Here is a 22,493-nt window from a genome sequence, read left to right as displayed (position 1 = left end):
GGATGTTTAGATTGCTTAATGATAAGTTAGGCGAGTTTTGATTCTATTTCTTCAAAAATATCCATAAAATCCTTTTCCAGTTTTTCTTTAAATAAACTCAGTTGAAGCGTAAGCTGATTGAGCTGATGTTCGTTTAAGGTTTCAGGCCATAACCGCATACAAATTCTGTTTAGGGCATAGCTGATGTTATCGAGCTTTTGATAGCTTAATAAATATTTACTACTGATAAACTGCTCCAGAAATTTAAAGAAAATATCAGGATTTTTCAAGCCGCAATGATCAAGAAAATCACTTAAATATTCCTTTTTAACAGCAATTAATTTATCATAAAAATGGTGCACCTGAATTAGATTATGCTCAATCAAAAGATGATCTAAAAGTAATTCTAAGCCGATGTGTGCTAAAAATGATGGTCTAATAACAGCGTTTTCTAAAATAGGAATTAGGAGTTGTTTTAATTCTGCTGTTTTTGCAAAGAAAAATGGAGAAGAATGAAAGTGTAAATCTACTGCCAAATGGCGTTTCCACCCTGCTAATAAATTTTCTTCATCGGGGTTTCCGATAAATAAAAACTCATTTTTTTGAGGATATAAATTTGCATCCTTTGCTGCATTTTTAATTAAATCTGGCAAAACAGTTCCCATTACAATATTTGCATCAGTTGTGTTTCTGTCGAAATAAAAATGTGAAAGGAAGTTCATTTCGTAAATATAGCTTTTAAAATTACCTGTTTTGAAATTGCAATTTTTATTAACAGCAAGATAACAATTCATTTATAAAAAGATTTTAGCTTTTCATTTGGTTTCTGCTTTAGCATCAAAAAACTATCTTTGCGCAATTAATTTTATACCATGACAAATTTTGTAGAAGAGTTACGTTGGAGAGGCATGTTGCACGATATTATGCCTAATACTGAAGAAAAGTTAAATGAGGGCATGACTTCTGGTTATATTGGTTTCGACCCAACTGCTGATTCTTTGCATGTTGGTCACCTAACCCAAATTATGACATTGATTCATTTTCAAAATGCAGGTCATAAACCTTTTGCTTTGGTTGGTGGTGCTACAGGCATGGTTGGCGATCCTTCCGGAAAATCTGATGAGCGTAATTTGCAAACACCTGAAATGGTAGAGCACAATTTAGCGGGTATGAAACGCCAGCTTTCTAAATTTTTAAAATTTGAAGATGCAGGTAATGGTGCTGTAATGGTTAATAACGCAGATTGGTTTAAAAACATGAATTTTTTAGACTTTATCCGCGATGTTGGCAAGCACATTACTGTTAATTATATGATGGCGAAAGATAGCGTGAAAAAACGTTTAGAAGGCGATACGGGCATGTCGTTTACGGAGTTTTGCTACCAATTGGTGCAGGGATTTGATTTTTACTATTTATGGAAAAACCATAATTGTATTGTTCAAATGGGCGGTTCAGACCAATGGGGTAATATTGTTACCGGAACAGAATTAATTAGAAGAAAAGATAGCGGAACCGCTTATGCAATTACTACACAGCTGATTAAAAAAGCTGATGGTACCAAATTTGGTAAAACAGAAAGTGGCGCTATCTGGCTTGATGCTGAGAAAACTTCGCCATATAAATTTTACCAGTTCTGGTTAAACGCATCAGATGATGACGTGAAAAAATGGATTAGAATTTTTACCTTAAAAAATAAAGAAGAGATTGAAGCGCTTGAAAAAGAGCATGATGCAGCACCGCATTTAAGGGTTTTACAGAAAGCATTGGCAGAAGATATTACAGTGAAAACACACTCTGCAGAAGCACTTGAAACGGCTATCAAAACTTCAGAATTTTTGTTTGGAAATGGCTCTTTAGAATTTTTGAAAAGCTTATCCGAAAATCAGGTTTTAGAAATGTTTGAAGGTATTCCTCAGTTTAAACTATCTAAACCTGAATTAGAAGCAGGAATTGATGCTGCAACGTTGTTAGCAGAAAAAACAGCTGTTTTTCCTTCTAAAGGTGAAGCAAAAAAATTAATACAAGGTGGAGGCGTTTCTGTAAATAAAGAAAAACTGACTGATGCGAATCAAGTATTGAACGCAGAAAATCTGATAAATAATAAGTTTATAGTTGTTCAGAAAGGTAAGAAAAACTATTTCCTTTTGATTGCAGAATAGATATATTCTTCTATAATCTTAAGTCCCAATCCAAATCGATTGGGATTTTTTTTTGATATTTTTTTGTTTCAGACAAAATGTGTATTATTGTGTATAATTGTCTGATATGAAAAGGAAATCGGAAGATGTTTCTAAAGCCGAAGAGCCAGCTATAGCGTATGGTAATCAAAACTACACGCCAATGGTCGCCATGATGGGAAGCCAATACGCAAACCCATCTGATTTTGATTTGCTACAGCTTGCAAGAAAAGGCATATCTAAAAAGTCGTTATTGGCTTTAGCAAAGCAGATTTCTTTAACCATAGAAGAAATCGCGGCCATATTGCACATCTCAGAGCGTACCTTGCAAAGGTATACCCCCACAACTTTAGTTAAAACAGAGTATGCCGATAGAGCAATTGAACTTGCCTTATTATATGAACGTGGCATTGAAGTTTTGGGTAGCGAAAAAGCATTTAACAACTGGGTAAAGGCTCCAAATGTTGCTTTAGGAGGCGAAACCCCCTTCGATTTACTAGATACCCGGATTGGTTTTACGATGGTTTTAAACATCCTTGGCAGGATAGAATACGGTGTTTTTAGCTAATGATTCTTTACCGGATTTCCAATTGCACTTACGCGAATGATTACACTGGAACAGGCGCTAAATTATTTGGTGGACGCTGGAATTCGGTGGGTGTTCCCTTGCATTACATGGCTTCAAATAGAGCTTTGGCTGCGCTTGAAATTCTTGCTAATAAAAATGCACTGATAAATTCCAGAAATTTATGTCTAACTGTTTTTGAACTTCCTGATGGTTTAATTAAAAACGTTGAGTTTACAGATTTACCTAAAAACTGGAAAAGTTACCCTGCGATACCACAGCTCGCTAAAATAGGAGATGCATTTGCAAAGCAAAAGGAATTTTTACTGCTGAGGGTGCCTTCCGTTTTAATTGAAGATGAATATAATTTTCTAATGAATGTAAATCACCCAGATGCTAATAAAATTAAAATTTTAGAGGTTAAACCCTTTCAGTTTGATGAGCGACTGGCCTAAACTATTGTACCAGTAGGTTGCAACCCCGAATATCAGCATTATCAAATCGCCCTAAAACTTCAAAACTGCCATCAGGATTAATTCTACCTAAATCTTGCGTAGCAATAAACGAACAGGAATTTACATTTGCCAAATCAATAACGTTTATGCCTCCGGTTTTGCCATTTTTAACCAAGCTTAGTGGGTCGTTCGTATCTCTGATTAAAATTTCCATCCACGATGGGCAGTTAAAAATACCATCGCCCAAAGAGTAAGCCTGGGACAGCAATTCTGTCATACCGAATTCGCTATGAATTGCTTTTACACCAAAGCCTCTTGTAAGCTGGTCATGCAATTCCTCACGAACCATTTCTTTGCGTTTCCCTTTCATTCCACCGGTTTCCATAATCACGAGATTTGGAAAACTAAGCTCAAATTGTTCAATAAAATCGAGCAAAGCATAAGTTACCCCAATTAAAATGGTTTTTTGATTTTTTAATTGTAGTGCTTTAAGAGTAGAAAAAAGCTCATCATGATTATATAAAAAATAGCCGCTTTGTGGATGTTTGCTTTTTTCAATCAAATCATTAACCATGTAAATTAATGATGAACCGGAACGTTGTTGATAGGATGGAAGCAACGCAAGAAAGCAGTAATCCTCTATGTTGCCATAAAATTGGGTAAAAGCCTGAAGATAGCTTTGCTCATATAAACTCACATCAGTTACGTGATGGCTGCTTTGGCTCATGCCTGTTGTTCCAGAACTGCTAAAAGTTATTTCAACGCGATTTTTAGAACTTAATACGGAGTGTGTTTTAAAAAAACTAATGGGCAAAAAAGGAATATCTTCTATGCGTTTAACCTCATCGGTATTTACCCGCAAGTTTTGAACATAATCCCGATAAACCAGGCAATTTTCAGATTGAAATCTGAAAATGTTTAATGCAAGTGCATCAAATTGATGCTTATCTTGAATAGAAAATATTTTATCGGCAGAGAAATTCACAGGCGCAAAAGTACAAAGCCTTATGCTATTTTTTCGTCAGTTTTTTTGATTAGCATCGCTTTGCGAAATTGATAACCACAATAACCACTTATGCCGGCAACCAAACCGCTAACTAATCCGGTAATTAGTAATAATAACCACCAGATTTTAACGCCTATCATAACTGCAACGCGGCTTGCCAAAAGGTTGTCGTTAGGCAGGCTTTTAAAAAGTGAATAACCAATCCACAATAAAAATATGGCTAAGAAAGATTGCCAGAAGGAAATTTTACCGGTTTTGCCGATAAAACCACAGGTTGCAAATGAAATGACAATGATGACCCACCAAGGCGCAACCATTTGAAGTAAGAAACAGATAATTAAGATAACCAGAAAAACCATTTTTTATTATTTAGATATTTTTAACCGAGAAATTACCTTGCCAGATTTATCATCAGCACTTTGCATGTAGAATAAATCGTAAAGCTCACCATTCGCCCATTTATCAACCATGTTGTCGTAAAATTTGCTTCCTGGATTACCAGATTGTCCGCCAGGATAAACACCATGACCTTTTGGTGTTTTGCCGAGTTCAATCACCATTCTCCACGATGGTCCGTTTGCTTCGCTCATGGCATTTATGGTGCTTTTTGCTCCACCAATTAATAAAACCTTCGAACCAAAACCTGGAATCTTTGCCAAATGCGGAACATTAGTTTGTTTTAAGTTTGCCCAATTCCAATCCTTATTAATGGGGCCAAATCTACGTTCTAAACTGTCACAGCTGTATTTAAAGGCTTCATTTACCAAATCAGCTAAAGTTTCTTTTTGCGGCGTTTTAATATTATCGTACCATTTAGCCTCAGGTTGTTTTAAAATCATCTCGATGGTTCTGTCTCTTGATGGATATCGCATGGGTATGCCATCAACCTGAAATTCATCATTCCAAATATCAAAAGATAAGCGTTTGGTCCAAATTTCAAAAACACTTGCTGCAATTTCATCAGCATTGTAGCGTTTATTCCATTTGTTAACGTAACTAAGCGCTTCTTTTTGGGTTGCATTTAGTTGTTCATTATTTATCATTGGTAACAGAGCCGGCAAAATATTTTGAGCCATGATGCTGTAATTGTCGGTTTGCATTAATCTGATGCTGTCGAGATTTGCCTTATTCATCACCGTTAACCTATCATTAATTCTCTTACCACGCTCGTAAGGTGCAAATTCCCAGTTTATATAATACGGATAACTCTGATCGGTTGAGGATTGATTTGCAGAACTTACAAAACCACGGGCAGGATTTTTGACCGTTGGATTTTGAGCTGCCGGAATCCAGCCTTGCCAATCATAAGATGGATCAGTTCCATCCAAAATAAATTTGCCTTGATTTTTCCACTTTAAAGGGAACTTACCATTTGGCGTAATGGCGATATCATTGTCTACACTTGCAAAAACAAAATTTTGAGCCGGAGCGGTGTAATAGGTTAAAGCTTTACGATAATCATCATAATTACTTCCTCTGTTAAGGTAATAAAAAGTCATAAGTTCATTCGATTCATCATGTGCAATCCACCTTAGGGCATCGCCAACCGGAACATTATTGGCCCTTGCATACTTGGGTTTTTGAAAATACACAACGGGTCCGTGATGGGTATAATAAACCGTATCTACTTCATCTTTGCTACCGCGGATTTTTATAGTTTCCAGTCTTGTTTTTGTCGCTTTCCACTGATTATTATACCAATATTCTTTGTGCGAATCATCTTTAAATTTAATTTGATAAAAATCCAGAACATCTGCAGCAACGTTGGTAACGCCCCATGCAATTTTCTGGTTGAAACCAATGATTACCCCTGGAGCGCCCGGAAGCGAAACGCCATAAGTATTTACGCCGGGAGCATGCAGCTGAATTTGATACCAGATAGAGGGTAGGGTTAAGTCTAAATGTGGGTCGTTTGCTAAAATTGGGAAACCAGATGCTGTTTTATTGCCCGAAAGTGCCCAGTTATTACTTCCAATGCCTTCTATTTTTTCAGTTGTTTTAACATCACCAGTTATTGCTTTTAAAAATGATTCGGGCGTTTTTGGAATAGTCAATGGCTTAAAATCCCATTTTGTACCTACCGGGATAATCGGGTCTTCGCGAAATGGATAATCAGGAAAAAGGTCTTTGGTAACATCGGTGCCAAATTTTTTAAGAATGTTGGTCATATAAAATTCATCAGAACCCATAGCCAAAACGGCCGACATTTGTTTTAAAAGCAAAGCGCACTTAACCGGCGACCAATTTTCAGGTTTAAAATCGAGTATTTTATATTCTATAGGGTAATTTGCATGAGAAAGTGTTTTGATATAAGCATTAATTCCATCGGTATAAGCTAGAATCATTTCTTTCGCTTTTGGGTCGGCCATCATTCCTTTTAAAGAATTTTCTGCACCGTAAACCATACCCATTCTTCGTTGATAGCGGTCAACCTCAATTGCCTTTTCGCCAACCACCTCACTTATTCTGCCGGCAGCAAAACGGGTTTGAAAATCCATTTGCCATAGGCGATGCATCGCGGTAACATAACCTTGAGCTAGGTAAAGATCGTGGTCGTTTTTGGCAAAGATGTGTGGTATCATTCTATCATCAAAAACGATTTCAATTTCATCAATAGCGCCTTTTATTTTCGCTTTGTGATTAAACATAAAATGGTTGTTCTCTGCATTTTGCCAAAACCCCATAAAAGGATTTAGGAATTTTAAAACGGGAGGTGTGTTTCCAATTTTTGTGTTGAACAGAAAAGCCAGAGCAATAGGGATAATGATACAAAAAAGCGCTTTTAGTTTATTCATAGTGGTTAGCTAACTACAGACTTATATGTTTGATAGAGCGATAATACTGCAAAATACAACAATCTATATGTGAAACAAAATTATAAATTTTAATAAAAATTATTATGCTAACATAATTTGTTTAATTCAAAAAAAGCATTTAAGTTTATATTAACTAAAGAACAACTAACCAAATAGTAATCATTTTATGAGCAAATTCTCTACGCAAATCTTGTATGTGTTTATGCTTGTATGTGCAACTCATTTTGCAGTACATGCCCAAAACGTTACCGTTAGCGGAACCGTTAAAGACAAACAATCGAAAGAACCATTAGTTGGTGTAACCGTAATCGTTAAAGGACAAACTGGTGGAGCCGCCACCGGCAATGATGGCAGTTTTAGTTTTACAACTGCTGCAAAGGCTCCTTTTACTTTGGTAGCAAGTTATATTGGTTATGGAACCATAGAACAACAAGTTACCGGCAGTACAAGCGGTATTAATATCCTTTTAGATGCAGGTACGGTTTTAGGTGGCGATGTAGTCATATCAGCCTCCAGAACACCGGAACGTATTTTGGAATCTCCTGTATCTATCGAAAGAATGAGTGCAGCATCGATTCGCGAAATTGCAGCGCCTTCCTTTTATGATGCTTTGAATAATATGAAAGGTGTTGAAAGCAGTATGCAGAGTTTAACCTTTAAATCTATAAACACAAGGGGGTTTAACTCAAACGGTAACACCCGTTTCAACCAATACATTGATGGTATGGACAACCAGGCGCCTGGATTAAATTTCTCTGTAGGTAATATTGTGGGTATAACTGAATTAGATGTTGATAATGTTGAGCTTTTACCTGGTGCATCCTCAGCTTTATACGGTGCCGGTGGTATTAATGGAACATTATTAATGACTTCTAAAGATCCATTTAAATATCAGGGAGCAAGTTTTCAGTATAAAACGGGCGTAAACCATGTAAATGATAATAACAGTAGCGTGCAACCTTTTAACCAGTTAGATGTACGTTTAGCAAAATCGTGGAATAATAAGTTTGGTGTAAAAGCTGCATTCTCATTCTTACAAGCTAAAGATTGGTTTGGAAATAATTATTCAAATTTCGATAGAAATTCAAGAACTGCTAAAGCCGGAGATAGAAATAGCGATACGAACTATGACGGTATAAACGTTTATGGTGACGAAGTAAGTCAGAATATGCGTAATGTTGCATTAAGTGTGCAAAATGCTACTATTTCTGGTATTAATGCGGGTTCGGGAGGACTTATTCCGAACATTAAAAATTTAATTGATGGTACCTTTGGTGCTGCTATTCCAAATGCGGCACAACAAGCAGGGTTTATTGCTAATTTGCCAGCTGGATTACGTCCGGCGGTTCAAAATTACTTCCCATTTTATGTTGGCTTAAAGGCAAACCTAATTCCTGATCAAAATGTATCAAGAACAGGTTACAATGAAGAAAACCTGGTTGATTATGATACTAAATCATTAAAAGTATCCGGAGCGATGTATTACAACATCACCAATACCGTTCAGGCGGTTGCACAAGCAAATTGGGGTACTGGTACTTCTGTTTACACAGGTTCAGATCGTTATTCGCTACGTAATTTTAATATTGGTCAGTACAAATTAGAAATTAAAGGTCAGGATTTTTACGTTAAAGGTTATACTACCCAGGAGCGTTCAGGTGATTCTTATATTTCATCTATTTTGGGTAGCTACATCAATGAGCTTTCAAAACCATCTACTACATGGTTTCCGCAGTATATAGGTAATTATGTAGGCGCCAGAGCAGCAGGCCAAACAGATGCTGCGGCACATGCTTTAGCAAGGGGTGTTGCAAATCAAGGCCGTTTCGAGCCTGGTTCACCACAATTTGCCACTGCAATGAATAGCATCATGAATACTACTATCAGCGCAACCACTATAAATTCGACTAATCCATCACAAAGCGTTTACGGTGCTAAATTTGATGATAAAACAAACCTTTACCATTATGAAGGTATGTACAATTTTACAAATGCATTTAATAACGTAGTTGAATTTCAGGTTGGTGCATCCTATCGTTTATATGATTTAAACTCCGCAGGAACAATTTTTAATGATTTAAATCAATCTATCGATATTAACGAATACGGTGCTTTTGCGCAGATTGGTAAAAAACTTTTCAATGATAAAGTAAAGTTTACATTTGCAGGCAGATACGATAAAAGCATGAACTTTGAAGGTCGTTTTACGCCACGGATTACCGGGGTTTTCACAGTAGCAAAAAACAACAACATCAGAGCTTCTTATCAAACAGGTTATCGTAACCCAACCACTCAAAACCAATATATAGATTTATCAGTTGGCGGTGGCTCACAAAGGTTAATTGGTGGTTTGCCAGAAATTATGTTCGGTAAATACAACCTTAATGGCAACAAAGCTTTTACCGATGTAAGTTACAGAGCCTTTATTGCATCTGCTGCAACAGGTACGCCTAACCCTGCTTTATTACAGCAATATACTTTTGATGATAAAGGTGTTCGTCCGGAAAGTGTTCAATCTTATGAATTAGGTTATAAAGGATTAATTACTCCAAACCTTTTAATTGATGCTTACGGTTATTACAATACTTACAAAGATTTCATTACAGCGGTAGATGTTTACCAAAATGTAGGAACTTTGGCTAGTCCAACATTTGTAAAATACGGCGTTCCGGTAAATGCACAAGGTGAAGTAAATTCTTATGGTGGTGCATTAGGTTTAGATTATTTAATGAACAAATGGACAGTAAGCGGTAACGTTTCATACAATCAAATCGGCGACCTTCCTGTAAATTATATCAATGATTTCAACACGCCAAAAGTTCGTTTCAATTTAGGTTTGGGCAATAAAGAAATTATTAAAAACTTTGGGTTTAATATTTCTTATCGCTGGCAAGATAAATTCTACTGGAATTCATCCTTCGCATCAGGAGATGTACCTGCTTACAGCACAGCTGATGCCCAGGTTAGTTTAAGAATACCTTCAGTAAATTCTGTTATTAAACTTGGAGGCTCAAATATTATGAATAAATATTACATCACTTCTTATGGCAATCCGGCAGCAGGAGCAATTTATTATTTAGCATTTTCGTTTAACCCGTAGTTTACAGATTACCCAAAATAAAATGAACAGCCTGCATAGTTTTAAACTTTGCAGGCTTTTTTATGCACAATTAAGTTTCCTTTTGTAAAATATTTGTATAATAGTGCTTTCTTAAACGCATCCCGGTTTAAGAACTTTTAATAAATTTTTTTTGAATTGTTAAGGATGGAAGAAACAAACGACAAGCAAAACGACGTTAAGGATTTAATCGAAAAAGAGCAGGAAATTCAACATTTAAATAATCCTGTTGATATTTCAGTAAAGCCAATAGTTAAGCAATATTTAGGAGAAGTAAAACGGGTAAAAAAGGAAGGTAACCGTTTTTATTTTTCTGATGGAGATGCCAAAGTAGAAATTAGAGTAGTAAGCGACGAGATGATCCGGGTTCGCCTGGCACCACACGGCGTTTTCTTAGATGATTTTTCATACGCCGTTCCGGAAGTTGACCAAAAAGTTTCTGTTTTTAAAATGCAGGAACATGATGATCATTATACGGTTTCTACAAGCGTTGTAACCTGTAAAATAGAGAAAAAGAATTTTCATATTTCTTTCTCGGATAATATTACTGGCATTACAATGGTAGATGAGCACAACTCAATGCATTGGGAAGAAAACGTAGATTTTGGTGGCTACTACATTTATGCAACTAAAAAATGTCAGCCCGAAGAGAACTTCTTTGGTTTAGGCGATAAATCAGGTAATTTCAATTTAAGAGGTAGAAGATTTGAAAATTGGAATACCGATGCCTATTCTTTCGGCTGGAATCAAGATCCATTATACAGAACTATACCTTTTTATATCGGCGTGCATAATCAGGCTGCTTATGGTATTTTCTTCGATAATACCTTCAAATCTTACTTTGATTTTGGTGGCGAAGATGTTTCGAAAACCAGTTTTTGGTCAGATGGCGGCGAATTACAATATTATTATATCCATGGTCCGCACATGATGGATGTGGTTAAGCGTTATGCAACTTTAACCGGTACACACGCTATGCCTCCAAAATGGACTTTGGGTTATCAGCAATGCCGTTGGAGTTATTATCCTGAAAGCAAGGTAAAAGAAATTGCTAAACAATTCAGGGAACGTAAAATTCCTTGTGATGCAATTTACCTGGATATCGATTACATGGATGGATATCGTTGCTTTACCTGGAATAAAAAGTATTTTCCTGACCCAAGGAGAATGATAAAAGAACTTTCTGATGATGGTTTTAAAACTGTTGTGATGATTGACCCGGGGATTAAAGTTGATGATGATTACTGGGTTTTTAAAGAAGGTAAAGACAATAAATATTTCTGCCGTAGAAGTGATGATTATTTTATGGAGGGTCATGTTTGGCCTGGCCGTTGTCAATTCCCTGATTTCACCAATCCAAAAGTTAGAAAATGGTGGGGCAAATTATACGAAGAACTTGTAGATATGGGTGTGGCCGGATTTTGGAACGATATGAACGAGCCTGCTGTATTTGGTTCGGGAACCTTCCCGAATGATGTTCGCCATAACTATGATGGTTACCGTGGTTCTCACCGTAAAGCGCATAACGTTTATGGTATGCAAATGGTACGTTCTACTTACGAGGGTTTGAAGAAACTTATGCGTAACAAACGTCCGTTTACAATAACAAGAGCTGGTTATTCTGGTATGCAACGTTATGCAAGTGTTTGGACGGGTGATAATATTGCAACCTGGGAACACCTAAAAATGGGTAACATCCAATGTCAGCGGTTATCAGTTTCTGGTGTGCCTTTTTGCGGTACAGATATAGGCGGCTTTAGCGGTGAACCTGATGGCGAATTATTTACCAGATGGATTCAGCTCGGAACATTCTCTCCATTTATGCGTGCACACTCTGCTGGTGATACCGCTGAACGTGAACCATGGAGCTTCGGAGAATTTTTTGAAGACATCAATCGTAAATTTATCGAATTAAGATATCGTTTACTTCCTTATTTATATTCGGTTTTCTGGGAGCATCATCGTTATGGTTTCCCAATTCTGCGACCGCTTGTTATGCTGGAGCAGGAAAAAATTAGCAATCACTTCCGTCAGGATGAGTTTTGTTATGGTGATAAGTTATTAATTTGCCCGGTTTTAGAGCAAGGTGCTATTGCAAGGCAGGTTTACCTTCCAAAAGGTAAGTGGTTTAATTTCTGGACTAATGAAATTCTTAATGGAGAAAGCGAGCATCACGTTGAAGCAAAAATAGATAGTATGCCAATGTTTGTACGTGCAGGTTCTGTTATACCAGAATATCCTGTAATGCAATATGTCGACGAAAAATCTATTACTGAGGTTGTTTTAAATATCTACAACAGCGATTACGAAGTAAACTCATATATGTATGAAGATCACGGAGATACTTTTGCTTTTGAGCAGGACATCTACCTGGAGAAAAAGTTTACCGTTAAAGGTGATAATCATTATTTAAAAGTTAACCAAAGAATTGTAGGTTTATATACACCAAATTACGAATTCTATGCATGCAATGTAGTTGGTGTAAATTTCCAGGTAAAAAAGATTATTGTAGATAATAAAGAGGTAAGTGATTTTTACACAGATGATAAAAACATCCTTCACTTTAAATGCCTTAAAACCTTTTCAGAAATACAGATTTTAAGTTTGTAACCTATACTAATTAAGCCCCGAAACTTTAAACCAGCTTCGGGGTTATAGTTATCTAACAGAACCACCTCTAAATGTCAGCAGCAAAAAAAGAAACCGTAAAAAAAACAGCATTGCCTAAAGTAGATACTAATCGAAGTGTTTGGGCTCATAGTTTATTTACTGATTATGATATTGATTTGTTTTTGGTCGGTAAGCATTTCCGTTTATACGAAAAAATGGGTGCCCATATTACAACAGTTGATAAAACTGCGGGTACATATTTCTCTGTTTGGGCACCAAATGCAATTAAAGTTGGCGTTGTTGGCGATTTTAATGGATGGGATAGAGGCGCTCATCTTTTAAATAAGCGCTGGGATAAATCAGGCATTTGGGAAGGTTTTATTCCAAATATTGGTAAGGGTGAAGTTTACAAGTATTTTGTAAAAGGTTTTGATGAATCAGAACATTTAAAAGGTGACCCTTATGCAACCAAATGGGAGCATCCGCCTCAAACGGCAAGTGTAATTTGGGATACAGAATACAGCTGGAAAGATAAAGCATGGTTAAAAAAGAGACCAAAATTAAATGCTTTAGATCAACCAATTTCTGTATATGAATTGCATTTAGGTTCCTGGCAAAGAGATCCTAATGATCCTGAAAGGGTTTTAAATGCTCGGGAAGTTGCATCAACATTAATTCCTTATATACTCGAAATGGGTTTTACACATGTAGAACTTATGCCAGTAATGGAGTTTCCGTTTTTTCCGAGTTGGGGCTATCAAATTACTGGCTATTTTGGGGCAAGCTCCAGATATGGCAGTCCGCAGGATTTAATGTTCTTGATTGAAGAATTGCACAAAGCAAATATTGCTGTGATTTTAGATTGGGTACCATCGCATTTTCCGGGCGACAGACATGGTTTATATGAGTTTGATGGAACACATTTATATGAGCATGCCGATATGCGTAAAGGGTTTCATCCAGATTGGAAATCATATATATTTAACTACGATAGAAACGAGGTTCGCTCTTTTTTAATCAGCAATGCGATGTTTTGGTTAGATAAATACCATGCAGATGGCTTAAGGGTAGATGCGGTTGCCTCAATGCTTTATTTTAATTTTTCAAGAGAAGATGGAGATGCTGCAACTAATGAATATGGCGGAAGTGAAAATTTAGGTGCCATTCAGTTTCTACAGGATTTGAATGTGGCTGTGTACGGAAATTTTGAAGGTATACAAACAATAGCTGAAGAAAGTAGCACTTACCCGGGGGTAACACATCCTGTACATTCAGGCGGTTTAGGCTTTGGTATGAAATGGATGATGGGATGGATGAACGATACGCTTAAATATTTTAAAATAGATACCCTGGGCAGAAAACATCATCATCATCAACTTAGTTTTAGCATGACCTATGCTTTTACTGAGAATTTTATGTTGCCTTTTTCGCATGATGAAGTGGTTCATGGTAAATCTCCAATGTTATATAAAATGCCTGGAGACGATTGGCAGAAATTCGCGAATTTAAGGGCACTTTACGGATATATGTTTGCGCATCCGGGGGCTAAACTTCTATTTATGGGTAATGAATTTGGAGATACCAGTGAGTGGAATTTTACCCAATCCTTAAATTGGCATTTGCTTGAACATGCGCCACATAAAGGTTTGCAGGAAACGGTAAAGGCATTAAATTTCTTGTATAGAAGTGAGCCTGCTTTACATCATTTTAATTTTAGTTACGAGGGCTTTGAATGGCTTGATGCTGATAATGCAAGTGAATCTGTTTTTGTTTTTATGCGCAAAGGTCCAAAAGCTAAAGACACACTAATTATTGCCTTAAATTTTACACCTGTGGTAAGAGAGCATTATAAAATAGGTGTTCCATTTAAAACGAAATGGAAAGAAATTTTTAATTCAGACGATATTATTTATTATGGCTCGGGGATAAATAATAGCGGAGCTATAATTCCAGAATTAAGCGGATATAATAATCAGGAGTATTCTATAAACATTACTTTGCCACCGCTGGCCATAACTATTTTTAAGAGTATTTAATATCAGGACTAGACATAATTTAAACAGAAAAAGCTTTCCGTTGCCGGAAAGCTTTTCTTTTTTTCGGGGTGGAAGCACCCGAAAGGCACAAATGTAGATCTTTTTTTTTAAAATTTCTTTCATTGTAAGGTTATGGTATGTAACAATCTAATTTTCAGGCCTATTAATTTTATATTCCATTGGGTTGTTTGTTTTACCACTTTGTATTAAACAATAATATCAATCACTTTGTTAATGTTCTAATTACCCCTAATTAAACAAATGCAAATCTCTAACCTTTCTTCAGAACTTAGTGAGCCACTATTAAAAGTTAGTCGCTTGGAAGATGATTTGTGTTTGATTAAATTAAAATCAGGCGATAAGGAAAGTTTCAAAATGCTCTACAAGCTTTATGCACCTGCGTTATATGGTTCCATTGTTAGAAGCATACCAGATGAAATTAAAAGTCTTGAAATCCTCGAAAATACGTTTACTTACGCATGGAATAATATTTCATCATTTGATGAATCTAAAAACAAAATCTTTATTTGGCTTTTAAAAGCCGGAAAATCTATTACTAATAAAAGTTTATAGTTTGCCGTTACTTCGGTTGTTGATCATTGGCTCAGGGCAGTGCTCATATCATTAAGAATATTGGTATCCGGCGAGATTAATGCCACTTAAAACACACGCCATTCACTACGTTTCTGTCATAGTTTTAATTTTGGAGAAGCGGTTGCCTCATGAATGCTTTCTCTATCTAGGATTTGCTTCGTACTATCTTGAATAAGTACACATGCATGCCGATGTTGATATCCTTGAAATACCTGTTTTTGAGGGTGTTAAATTTTTAATCGCCTCATAAGATCTTCCTATGCTACGGGTGAGTAAAAGCAGGTAAAGAAACGCTTCGGAATAATAAGGACTCGTAGTTAAATAGTAAATGATATTATGATGACAGGAGAAGAACTTGAGCTATTAAGCGATAGACAAACTACAAACGGCTATCAATGGCAGATAATAATCACAAGGGCTATTCGCTCAGGCGAAAAAATTGTCTGGAACGGATGCTAAAGCTGAGAATGCAACAAAGCAAATACAAAACACATGTCTACAATCGCTGCACAACATTCACGGTATGTAACTAAGTAGATAAAAATTTATATCTCATTAACTATAATATTCGCTATGCTTTAATACTGGTATGGCATTCAATTCATTAACTTTACTTATTAGTAATTTCAGTCGGTCACGCTTAGTGTCAAAATCTTCATTTTCTAAATCAACAATTACAGCCGTTCCTGCCATACAAACCATTAACATACCTTTGCCTCCACCTACCTCAGAATAGTCGATATCTGTTCCAACTATTGCATTACCACCATGCAACGCACAGACAAGGCGTAATTTCTTTTTGCATATCTCTTCACCTGAAGAAACCTTATTTGACATAGTCAATGATTGCCCGCCTGTGAAATCTGCCCAAGAGCCTGATAATTCTGATAGAAAACCAGTGCCTGAGATTGATTGAGCACTAATCAACCCAAGAATCTTGAAATTCCACTTTGTTGGATTCTGAATTGTGATAATGGGTATTGCTGATATTAGGCTTTCAATTTCGGCCATCAAAACTGCCTTTGCGGTATCAATAGCGAGTTTCTTTTCAGCTAAAATGTTCAAGCCACACTCATTGCAGTATGCTTCAGCCTTGGGATTGTGCAATGAATTGATAATTGCGATAGTTTGATCACTTAGAATGTATCTAGAAGTCATAAGACCATCCATTTTTTTTTGGCAATTCGGGCAATGTTTGTATGACATGAGTAGTTAGATAAAGTTATGCGGTAGATTTCTTTTTTAACAATAATAGTAATTTTAGGACTTCTATTAACCTCTGATCATTAAAATTAATGAGTGATGCAATCTTTATCTTAAGTATCATTAGTGCTTTATCAAACTAAAAGTCTTCTTGCAACAGCACAAAAAAAATCAGTAGATTGATATTAGTACAGAATCGTCCAAGGGAAAATTTACGACCTAGCGAAGCTGATAAACACTAGCACAGAAATTAAAAGATTGTCAACTATTTGATATTGAAGTTTGCGGTTATATTACAGTTGCCAATAATAGCTATTTTAGTTTTGCTGATGAATACGTGATGTAAGCTAAGAGGGTATCAGGGATTGAGGACGAACTAACGAAAGATAAAAGTGTTTAGATAAACGGTAATTGCATATTTTAATATATAAATAATGCAAGTAAAAATTAACAGAATCATAAACATACCAGTTTGGCATCTTAGTTAACCTATTGATTTTCAGTGCGTAATATGGCGTAAAATAAGAAAAGAGATACTCCATCCAGACGTATCTCTTTTTTCTAACCAAATATAAACCTGTTATGAGCCAGGCTTTGTCTTAAATTTTCCAGTGAACAAATGTTAACGTAGAAAATGATTTATCTTTTTTATCAATGTAAAATCAATCTCTGATTATTACTCTACAAATATAGTAAAAAATTTCTTAGTGTAAAAAATACACTAAGAAATTTTTAAGTATTTTTTTTGTCATATTTTTATTTCAATAATTATTTAGCTTAAATTTCACGATAAATAATAATAATCTTTAAATTTAGTAAGGAAATTGGTTAATAATTGTTAAATAATGTGAAATCATGTTATTTTATTTCTAATTGTTTCGATTTTACATTCTTTATGCAGTATTAAGAATTTGTTATTCTTTTATGTAACCGATAAATTAAATTTTCTTCACTATTTTTTAAATAGGTTGCAATAAATATACCATAATCTCTTTTTTAAATTTTAATTTTATTAGTAAATAAAAAAAGGTTAACATTTTTCAATGTTAACCTTTAAATAAAAATATATTATTTAATAATTATAATTACAAGCTTGCATAGTATTCTACAAATTTAGCTAACGCTGAAGAATAACCCCATTCATTATCGTACCATGAAACAACTTTTACAAAGTTATCGTTTAATGAGATACCTGCTTTTGCATCAAAGATAGATGCGTGGTCATCACCAATAAAATCAGATGAAACAACTTCATCTTCAGTATAAGCTAAAACACCTTTTAATTCGCCTTCAGAAGCTGCCTTCATAGCTGCCTTAATTTGCTCATAAGTAGCTGGTTTTTCTAAACGAGCAGTTAAATCTACTACAGAAACATCAGCAACAGGAACGCGGAAAGACATACCTGTAAGTTTACCTTTTAATTCTGGTAATACCATACCAACTGCTTTAGCTGCACCGGTAGATGATGGAATGATGTTAGAGAAACCACCACGGCCACCTCTCCAATCTTTAGCTGATGGTCCATCAACAGTTTTTTGAGTTGCTGTTACCGCATGGATTGTACTCATTAAGCCTTCAACAATACCGAAGTTATCATTTAAAACTTTAGCAATAGGTGCTAAACAGTTTGTGGTACATGATGCATTAGAAACGATAGTTTGGTCAGCAGTTAATTTATCGTGATTAACACCCATTACATAAGTAGGGATGTCGCTATCTTTTGCCGGAGCAGAGAAAACTACTTTTTTTGCACCTGCTGCGATGTGTTTTTCAGCATCAGCACGAGTTAAAAATAAACCTGTAGATTCGATAACAACTTCTACACCTACAGCATCCCATTTTAAATCAGCAGGATTTTTTTCTGCAGTAACGCGGATGGTTTTGCCATTAACAACTAGGTTACCATCTACAACTTCAATTGTTCCATCGAATTTACCGTGGGTAGTATCATATTTTAACATATAAGCCATGTAATCCGGCTCAATTAAGTCGTTAATAGCTACAATATCTAATCCTCTTTTTAATGCAGCTCTAAAAACGAGTCTGCCGATACGGCCAAAGCCGTTTATTCCAATTTTGCTCATTGTTTTGTTAATTAGTGTAATGTTTTAATAAATTTAGTATTGGTTCTTTTATAATGGTTTTGATAGTTAAATCGTATTTATCGGCTGTGTGTCTTAACCTATCTTCAAATTCTGCTGCAACCGTTCCAACAAAATGTAAATCTTCTTTAGGATATTTTTCCTTTATTGGTAAGATGTATGTTTGGAAATGTTTTTCAAAACCTTCATCAACCATTTTTATTATATGTCCGTGTTTGTTATTCTGTACAAAAAAATCGAGAAACGAACTTAAAAATATATTTGCCTGTGGCTTATTGTAAATCCTTTCAAGTATCTGACTTTTATCTAAATTATAAGTTCTGATAAACTTAGTTTCAAGTTCTTTAGGTAATTTGTTGTTCAGGAAACTTCTTAAAAGCATTTTACCTAAATAATTTGCAGAACCTTCATCGCCTAAAACATAACCAAGGCCAAAATTATTAACATGGGGATTTTTTCCATCAAAGTAAGCGGTGTTAGCGCCACTACCTAACATACTAACAATACCCGATTTATTATAGCAAACTGCCTTCGCAGCGCCAAATAAATCATTTTCTACCACAACCTTACTATATCTAAAGAAAGATGACAAAGTTTCTGCAAGTTCATCTTTTCTATCCATAGATGATGCACCTGCAGCAAAGAAATATATCTTTTTAATATTTTCAGCATTATTAACAAGTACAATCTTTTTGTTTAAAATTTGGAGGATTGTTTTCTTGTCAACAAAACATGGATTTATACCTGTAGTATTGCAGTGCGCCACAACTTCTCCATTTTGAGTTAATTTCCAAAATGCTGTTCTCGAACCACTATAAACAACTGCTATCATTTTTATTATATGGATAAAACTTCCGTCATTTCCATTAAATCGTTTTCAAGTTTATATGAATGAGCGCTAAGCGCCTCATCAATGCTTGTTAATTTTATTGAATTACCATTTAAGCCAACCATTTTTGCGCTTTCTCCGGCAATTAGTGCATTAACCGCTGCGTAGCCCAATCTACTACCCAAAATACGGTCGAAACTATTTGGGCTTCCACCTCTTTGAAGGTGACCTAAAATCGTAACCTTGGTATCATAGTGGTCAAATGTTTCTTTAACACGCTTTGCAATATCATAAGCGCCACCTTGTTTGTGTCCTTCGGCTACAATAACAATACTCGATGATTTTTTAGTTGCGGCTCCCAATGCTAATTTCTGAATAAGGTCTTCAACGCTGGTTTCTACTTCCGGTAATAAAACGGCTTCGGCACCACTTGCTATAGAGCTTCTTAAAGCAATACAACCAGAATCCCTACCCATTACTTCGATAAAGAACAATCTATCGTGGGCATCGGCAGTATCTCTGATTTTATCAATTGCTTCTACAACTGTGTTTATTGCGGTATCGTAACCTAAAGTAAAATCAGAGCCACTTAAATCATTATCAATTGTGCCCGGAATGCCAATTACTTTAACGCCAAATTTTTCGCCGAAACGTTTAGCGCCGGTAAAGGTTCCATCGCCACCAATAACAACTAAAGCGTCGATATCGTTAGCTTTTAAATTATCGAATGCAATCTGCTGACCTTCGTCTGTCTTAAACTCTAAACATCTTGCTGTTTTAAGAATGGTTCCGCCTAAATGTAAAATATTACTTACAGAGCGTGCATCCATTGGTTTAATGTTGTTATTTATTAAACCTTGATAGCCTTGCATAACACCAAACATGTTAATGCCATGGTAAATTCCTGTACGTACAACCGCTCTAATTGCAGCATTCATACCTGGAGCATCACCTCCAGATGTAAGTACGGCTATGTTTTTAATATTTGGTTTCATCTTCGTGTTACGAATATAGTGTGTATTTTCTACACTAAGTAATTTATTTTATTTTTTTTACTTAATATTGAAAGTCATACCTTTAACGCTTAAATTAACTAAATTTTACCTTGGAACAAATTTTACCTCATTTAGATTCCGTTTTTTCCATCGACTGTGTGCTGTTTGGATTCGATGGAAAGGAATTAAAAATCTTACTCATCGAAAGGAATGAAGAACCTTTTAAAGATTGGTGGGCGCTGCCAGGAAATATTGTTGGTCCTGATGAAAGTTTAGATCAATCTGCTTCTCGAATTTTATACGAATTAACAGGTTTGCGTGGCATATACATGGAACAATACTATGCTTTCGGCGATCCTGGTAGACACCCGCAGGGAAGGGTTATCACCTTAGCTTATTATGCGCTGATACGTTTAGGAGGTGATAAAGATTTACGCCCGGTAAGTAATTACGCAAAACAGGCTAATTGGTTGCCAATTACGGCCTTACCAAAATTGGCTTTCGACCATCAGAAGATATACGATAAGGGCTTAGAGAAAATAAAACGAAGAATTAAGCACCAGCCAATTGCTTTTGAATTGCTTCCAGAGAAATTCACACTCACTCAATTACAGCATGTTTATGAGCTAGTGCTTGGCAAAAAACTGGATAAGAGAAATTTTAGAAAGAAGATTGTAAGTTTCGGTGTATTGAAAGAACTTGATGAAAAACAAAAAGGCGTTTCTTACAGAGCTGCTACATTATACCGATTTGATAAACGTAAATACGCTAAACTTTTCGGTAAGGAAATATCTTTTTAAGTGGAAAGTGGAAAGTGGAAAGTGAAAAGTAGAAAGTAAAAAGTTGGAAGTCGAAAGTGTTGATCTAATAGATTATTAGCAAAAAAGGTTCAGTTTGAAATTTCAAACTGAACCTTTTTTATTTTGGTAGAACTTAAACTTTGTACTCTAAATCTTAAACTCTATACTTTGTACTCTATACTTTGTACTCTAAACTTTATACTCTAAACTTTGTACTCTAAGCTTTGTACTCTAAACTTTGTACTTTCCCCTTTAAACTCTAAACTAAGCCTTTGGAGCAAGTTCTAAATGATAGTGAACTAAATCATCTATCGGAGAACGGATAATTTTACCAACGCCCATTTCGTAGCGGTCGGCAACAATGCTCAAAATATCTCGGAAACTATACCCTACAGAGCCTACACAGTTTAATTTATGGTCTTTGTAGTTAGGGTAATGAATTACTAAAGCCTCGAAAAATGCCGTGAAAGCATAGTCGATGGTCTTATAAGTATAGTCTTCATAACTATCTTTAAAATCGTATAAAAATTTACTAAAACTTGCACAAAAACGGTTTGGCAATGGCTTGTTGTAAATATTATCAAAAATATCTTCGTTTGTTAAAGCATAATTATCATAAAAAGCTTCTCTCAAACCTTTTGGCATGTAGCCTTTCATGTAATCGCTTAAAATTCTTTTACCAATGTAAGAACCGCTTCCTTCATCGCCTAAGAAATAACCTAAAGAATCGATGTTTAAGGTGATGTCATTTCCATCGTAAAGGCAAGAATTTGTTCCTGTGCCTAAAATTGCAGCAAAACCCGGCTCGTTTCCAAGTAAAGCCCTGCAAGACGCAAGTAAATCGTGGCCAACAAATATTTCTGCATTTGTAAAAACTTGTTGCATAGCATCGGCAACAATTTTTTTGTTAGCCGGTGTAGAGCAACCAGCTCCATAGTAATATACCGCGGTTAATTTTTCTCTTTCTAAGTGGTCCGGAAGAGATTCTCTTAATGATTTTACAATATATTCTCCTTTTGAAAAATATGGATTGTAACCTTCGGTATTAAAGTAAATTTTTCTGCCGGCCTCGTTAATCAAGCACCAATTTGTTTTGGTTGATCCACCGTCTGCAATTACTATCATTTTATTTATTTTTGGTTTTAGCACGATAAAAGTATAAAAAGTCTTATATTTTGTATCTTTTTTTTTAATAATTTTTTAACAAT

The 22,493-nt window shown here is 35.6% G+C and carries 17 protein-coding genes; 8 read left to right on the top strand and 9 right to left on the bottom strand.

The genetic code is table 11. The annotated features are described in order from the left end of the window. Positions 1-26: 26 nt before the first annotated feature. The gene (locus LUA90_RS03690; protein WP_231462020.1) at positions 27-701 is read right to left on the bottom strand and encodes an ACP phosphodiesterase; all 675 of its coding nucleotides are present in this window, start codon (positions 699-701) and stop codon (positions 27-29) included. 150 nt (positions 702-851) lie between these two features. Here LUA90_RS03690 and tyrS point away from each other — a divergent pair, with 150 nt between their 5' ends. From tyrS to LUA90_RS03675, 3 genes are all read left to right on the top strand, one after another. Beyond that, a complete protein-coding gene (gene tyrS, locus LUA90_RS03685) occupies positions 852-2,138 on the top strand; it encodes a tyrosine--tRNA ligase (RefSeq protein ID WP_231462023.1) in 1,287 nt (428 codons plus the stop codon). 106 nt (positions 2,139-2,244) lie between these two features. Continuing rightward, entirely contained in the window at positions 2,245-2,724 is a 480-nt protein-coding gene (locus LUA90_RS03680) for an antitoxin Xre/MbcA/ParS toxin-binding domain-containing protein (RefSeq protein ID WP_231462024.1), read from the top strand. Then, complete coding sequence (locus LUA90_RS03675; RefSeq protein ID WP_231462031.1) at positions 2,724-3,176, top strand: RES family NAD+ phosphorylase; 453 nt, start codon at positions 2,724-2,726, stop codon at positions 3,174-3,176. Before LUA90_RS03680 ends, LUA90_RS03675 begins: the two co-directional genes overlap by 1 nt. Before the next feature lies 1 nt (position 3,177). Here the strand turns inward: LUA90_RS03675 and LUA90_RS03670 are convergent, their stop codons facing one another. From LUA90_RS03670 to LUA90_RS03660, 3 genes are read right to left on the bottom strand one after another with little or no spacing between them, the layout of a single operon-like run. After that, positions 3,178-4,161 (bottom strand): acyl transferase, encoded by a 984-nt coding sequence (locus LUA90_RS03670; RefSeq protein WP_231462033.1) that lies wholly within the window; start codon positions 4,159-4,161, stop codon positions 3,178-3,180. A gap of 20 nt (positions 4,162-4,181) precedes the next feature. Continuing rightward, positions 4,182-4,541 carry a hypothetical protein gene (locus LUA90_RS03665; protein WP_231490199.1) on the bottom strand — a complete coding sequence of 120 codons (360 nt, stop codon included), beginning with the start codon at positions 4,539-4,541 and terminating at the stop codon, positions 4,182-4,184. 6 nt (positions 4,542-4,547) lie between these two features. After that, on the bottom strand, positions 4,548-6,977 hold the full coding sequence (locus tag LUA90_RS03660) for a penicillin acylase family protein (RefSeq protein WP_231490197.1): 2,430 nt from the start codon (positions 6,975-6,977) through the stop codon (positions 4,548-4,550). Positions 6,978-7,164: 187 nt separating this feature from the next. Here LUA90_RS03660 and LUA90_RS03655 point away from each other — a divergent pair, with 187 nt between their 5' ends. From LUA90_RS03655 to LUA90_RS03640, 4 genes are all read left to right on the top strand, one after another. Then, positions 7,165-10,098 carry a TonB-dependent receptor gene (locus LUA90_RS03655; RefSeq protein WP_231462051.1) on the top strand — a complete coding sequence of 978 codons (2,934 nt, stop codon included), beginning with the start codon at positions 7,165-7,167 and terminating at the stop codon, positions 10,096-10,098. A gap of 165 nt (positions 10,099-10,263) precedes the next feature. Next, entirely contained in the window at positions 10,264-12,726 is a 2,463-nt protein-coding gene (locus LUA90_RS03650) for a glycoside hydrolase family 31 protein (protein ID WP_231462053.1), read from the top strand. Positions 12,727-12,797: 71 nt separating this feature from the next. After that, positions 12,798-14,762 carry a 1,4-alpha-glucan branching protein GlgB gene (glgB, locus tag LUA90_RS03645; protein ID WP_231490195.1) on the top strand — a complete coding sequence of 655 codons (1,965 nt, stop codon included), beginning with the start codon at positions 12,798-12,800 and terminating at the stop codon, positions 14,760-14,762. A 261-nt stretch (positions 14,763-15,023) separates the two neighbouring features. After that, positions 15,024-15,335: a hypothetical protein gene (locus tag LUA90_RS03640; protein WP_231462120.1), complete on the top strand. Its 312-nt coding sequence runs from the start codon at positions 15,024-15,026 to the stop codon at positions 15,333-15,335. 576 nt (positions 15,336-15,911) lie between these two features. Here the strand turns inward: LUA90_RS03640 and LUA90_RS19540 are convergent. The 4 genes from LUA90_RS19540 to pfkA all read right to left on the bottom strand — a co-directional run bounded on the left by LUA90_RS19540 (position 15,912) and on the right by pfkA (position 20,485). Beyond that, positions 15,912-16,562, bottom strand: coding sequence for a heavy metal-binding domain-containing protein (locus tag LUA90_RS19540; RefSeq protein WP_370634362.1), 651 nt, complete (start codon positions 16,560-16,562; stop codon positions 15,912-15,914). Positions 16,563-17,644: 1,082 nt separating this feature from the next. Continuing rightward, on the bottom strand, positions 17,645-18,643 hold the full coding sequence (gene gap / locus LUA90_RS03630) for a type I glyceraldehyde-3-phosphate dehydrogenase (RefSeq protein WP_231462130.1): 999 nt from the start codon (positions 18,641-18,643) through the stop codon (positions 17,645-17,647). A 7-nt stretch (positions 18,644-18,650) separates the two neighbouring features. Then, the gene (locus tag LUA90_RS03625) at positions 18,651-19,493 is read right to left on the bottom strand and encodes a hypothetical protein (protein ID WP_231462133.1); all 843 of its coding nucleotides are present in this window, start codon (positions 19,491-19,493) and stop codon (positions 18,651-18,653) included. Between the two features lie 5 nt (positions 19,494-19,498). Continuing rightward, positions 19,499-20,485 (bottom strand): 6-phosphofructokinase, encoded by a 987-nt coding sequence (gene pfkA, locus LUA90_RS03620; protein ID WP_231462145.1) that lies wholly within the window; start codon positions 20,483-20,485, stop codon positions 19,499-19,501. A gap of 110 nt (positions 20,486-20,595) precedes the next feature. On the opposite strand from pfkA, the gene LUA90_RS03615 reads away from it, so the two are divergent. Further along, positions 20,596-21,285 (top strand): NUDIX domain-containing protein, encoded by a 690-nt coding sequence (locus LUA90_RS03615; protein ID WP_231462152.1) that lies wholly within the window; start codon positions 20,596-20,598, stop codon positions 21,283-21,285. A 264-nt stretch (positions 21,286-21,549) separates the two neighbouring features. On the opposite strand, the gene LUA90_RS03610 is transcribed toward LUA90_RS03615, so the two are convergent. Continuing rightward, on the bottom strand, positions 21,550-22,410 hold the full coding sequence (locus LUA90_RS03610; RefSeq protein ID WP_231462159.1) for a BadF/BadG/BcrA/BcrD ATPase family protein: 861 nt from the start codon (positions 22,408-22,410) through the stop codon (positions 21,550-21,552). Between the last annotated feature and the right edge of the window lie 83 nt (positions 22,411-22,493).

It is taken from the genome of Pedobacter sp. Leaf170 (assembly GCF_920984665.1).
GTDB lineage: Bacteria > Bacteroidota > Bacteroidia > Sphingobacteriales > Sphingobacteriaceae > Pedobacter.
Note: the sequence above shows the minus strand (reverse complement) of the source record. Positions and strands in the feature narration are given on the sequence as shown.

Bases quoted from the DNA above. Each gene is read 5' to 3' on its own strand.
- LUA90_RS03690 (WP_231462020.1), bottom strand. From the start codon at position 701: ATGAACTTCCTTTCACATTTTTATTTCGACAGAAACACAACTGATGCA.
- tyrS (WP_231462023.1), top strand. From the start codon at position 852: ATGACAAATTTTGTAGAAGAGTTACGTTGGAGAGGCATGTTGCACGAT.
- LUA90_RS03680 (WP_231462024.1), top strand. From the start codon at position 2,245: ATGAAAAGGAAATCGGAAGATGTTTCTAAAGCCGAAGAGCCAGCTATA.
- LUA90_RS03675 (WP_231462031.1), top strand. From the start codon at position 2,724: ATGATTCTTTACCGGATTTCCAATTGCACTTACGCGAATGATTACACT.
- LUA90_RS03665 (WP_231490199.1), bottom strand. From the start codon at position 4,541: ATGGTTTTTCTGGTTATCTTAATTATCTGTTTCTTACTTCAAATGGTT.
- LUA90_RS03660 (WP_231490197.1), bottom strand. From the start codon at position 6,977: ATGAATAAACTAAAAGCGCTTTTTTGTATCATTATCCCTATTGCTCTG.
- LUA90_RS03655 (WP_231462051.1), top strand. From the start codon at position 7,165: ATGAGCAAATTCTCTACGCAAATCTTGTATGTGTTTATGCTTGTATGT.
- LUA90_RS03650 (WP_231462053.1), top strand. From the start codon at position 10,264: ATGGAAGAAACAAACGACAAGCAAAACGACGTTAAGGATTTAATCGAA.
- glgB (WP_231490195.1), top strand. From the start codon at position 12,798: ATGTCAGCAGCAAAAAAAGAAACCGTAAAAAAAACAGCATTGCCTAAA.
- LUA90_RS03640 (WP_231462120.1), top strand. From the start codon at position 15,024: ATGCAAATCTCTAACCTTTCTTCAGAACTTAGTGAGCCACTATTAAAA.
- LUA90_RS19540 (WP_370634362.1), bottom strand. From the start codon at position 16,562: ATGTCATACAAACATTGCCCGAATTGCCAAAAAAAAATGGATGGTCTT.
- gap (WP_231462130.1), bottom strand. From the start codon at position 18,643: ATGAGCAAAATTGGAATAAACGGCTTTGGCCGTATCGGCAGACTCGTT.
- LUA90_RS03625 (WP_231462133.1), bottom strand. From the start codon at position 19,493: ATGATAGCAGTTGTTTATAGTGGTTCGAGAACAGCATTTTGGAAATTA.
- pfkA (WP_231462145.1), bottom strand. From the start codon at position 20,485: ATGAAACCAAATATTAAAAACATAGCCGTACTTACATCTGGAGGTGAT.
- LUA90_RS03610 (WP_231462159.1), bottom strand. From the start codon at position 22,410: ATGATAGTAATTGCAGACGGTGGATCAACCAAAACAAATTGGTGCTTG.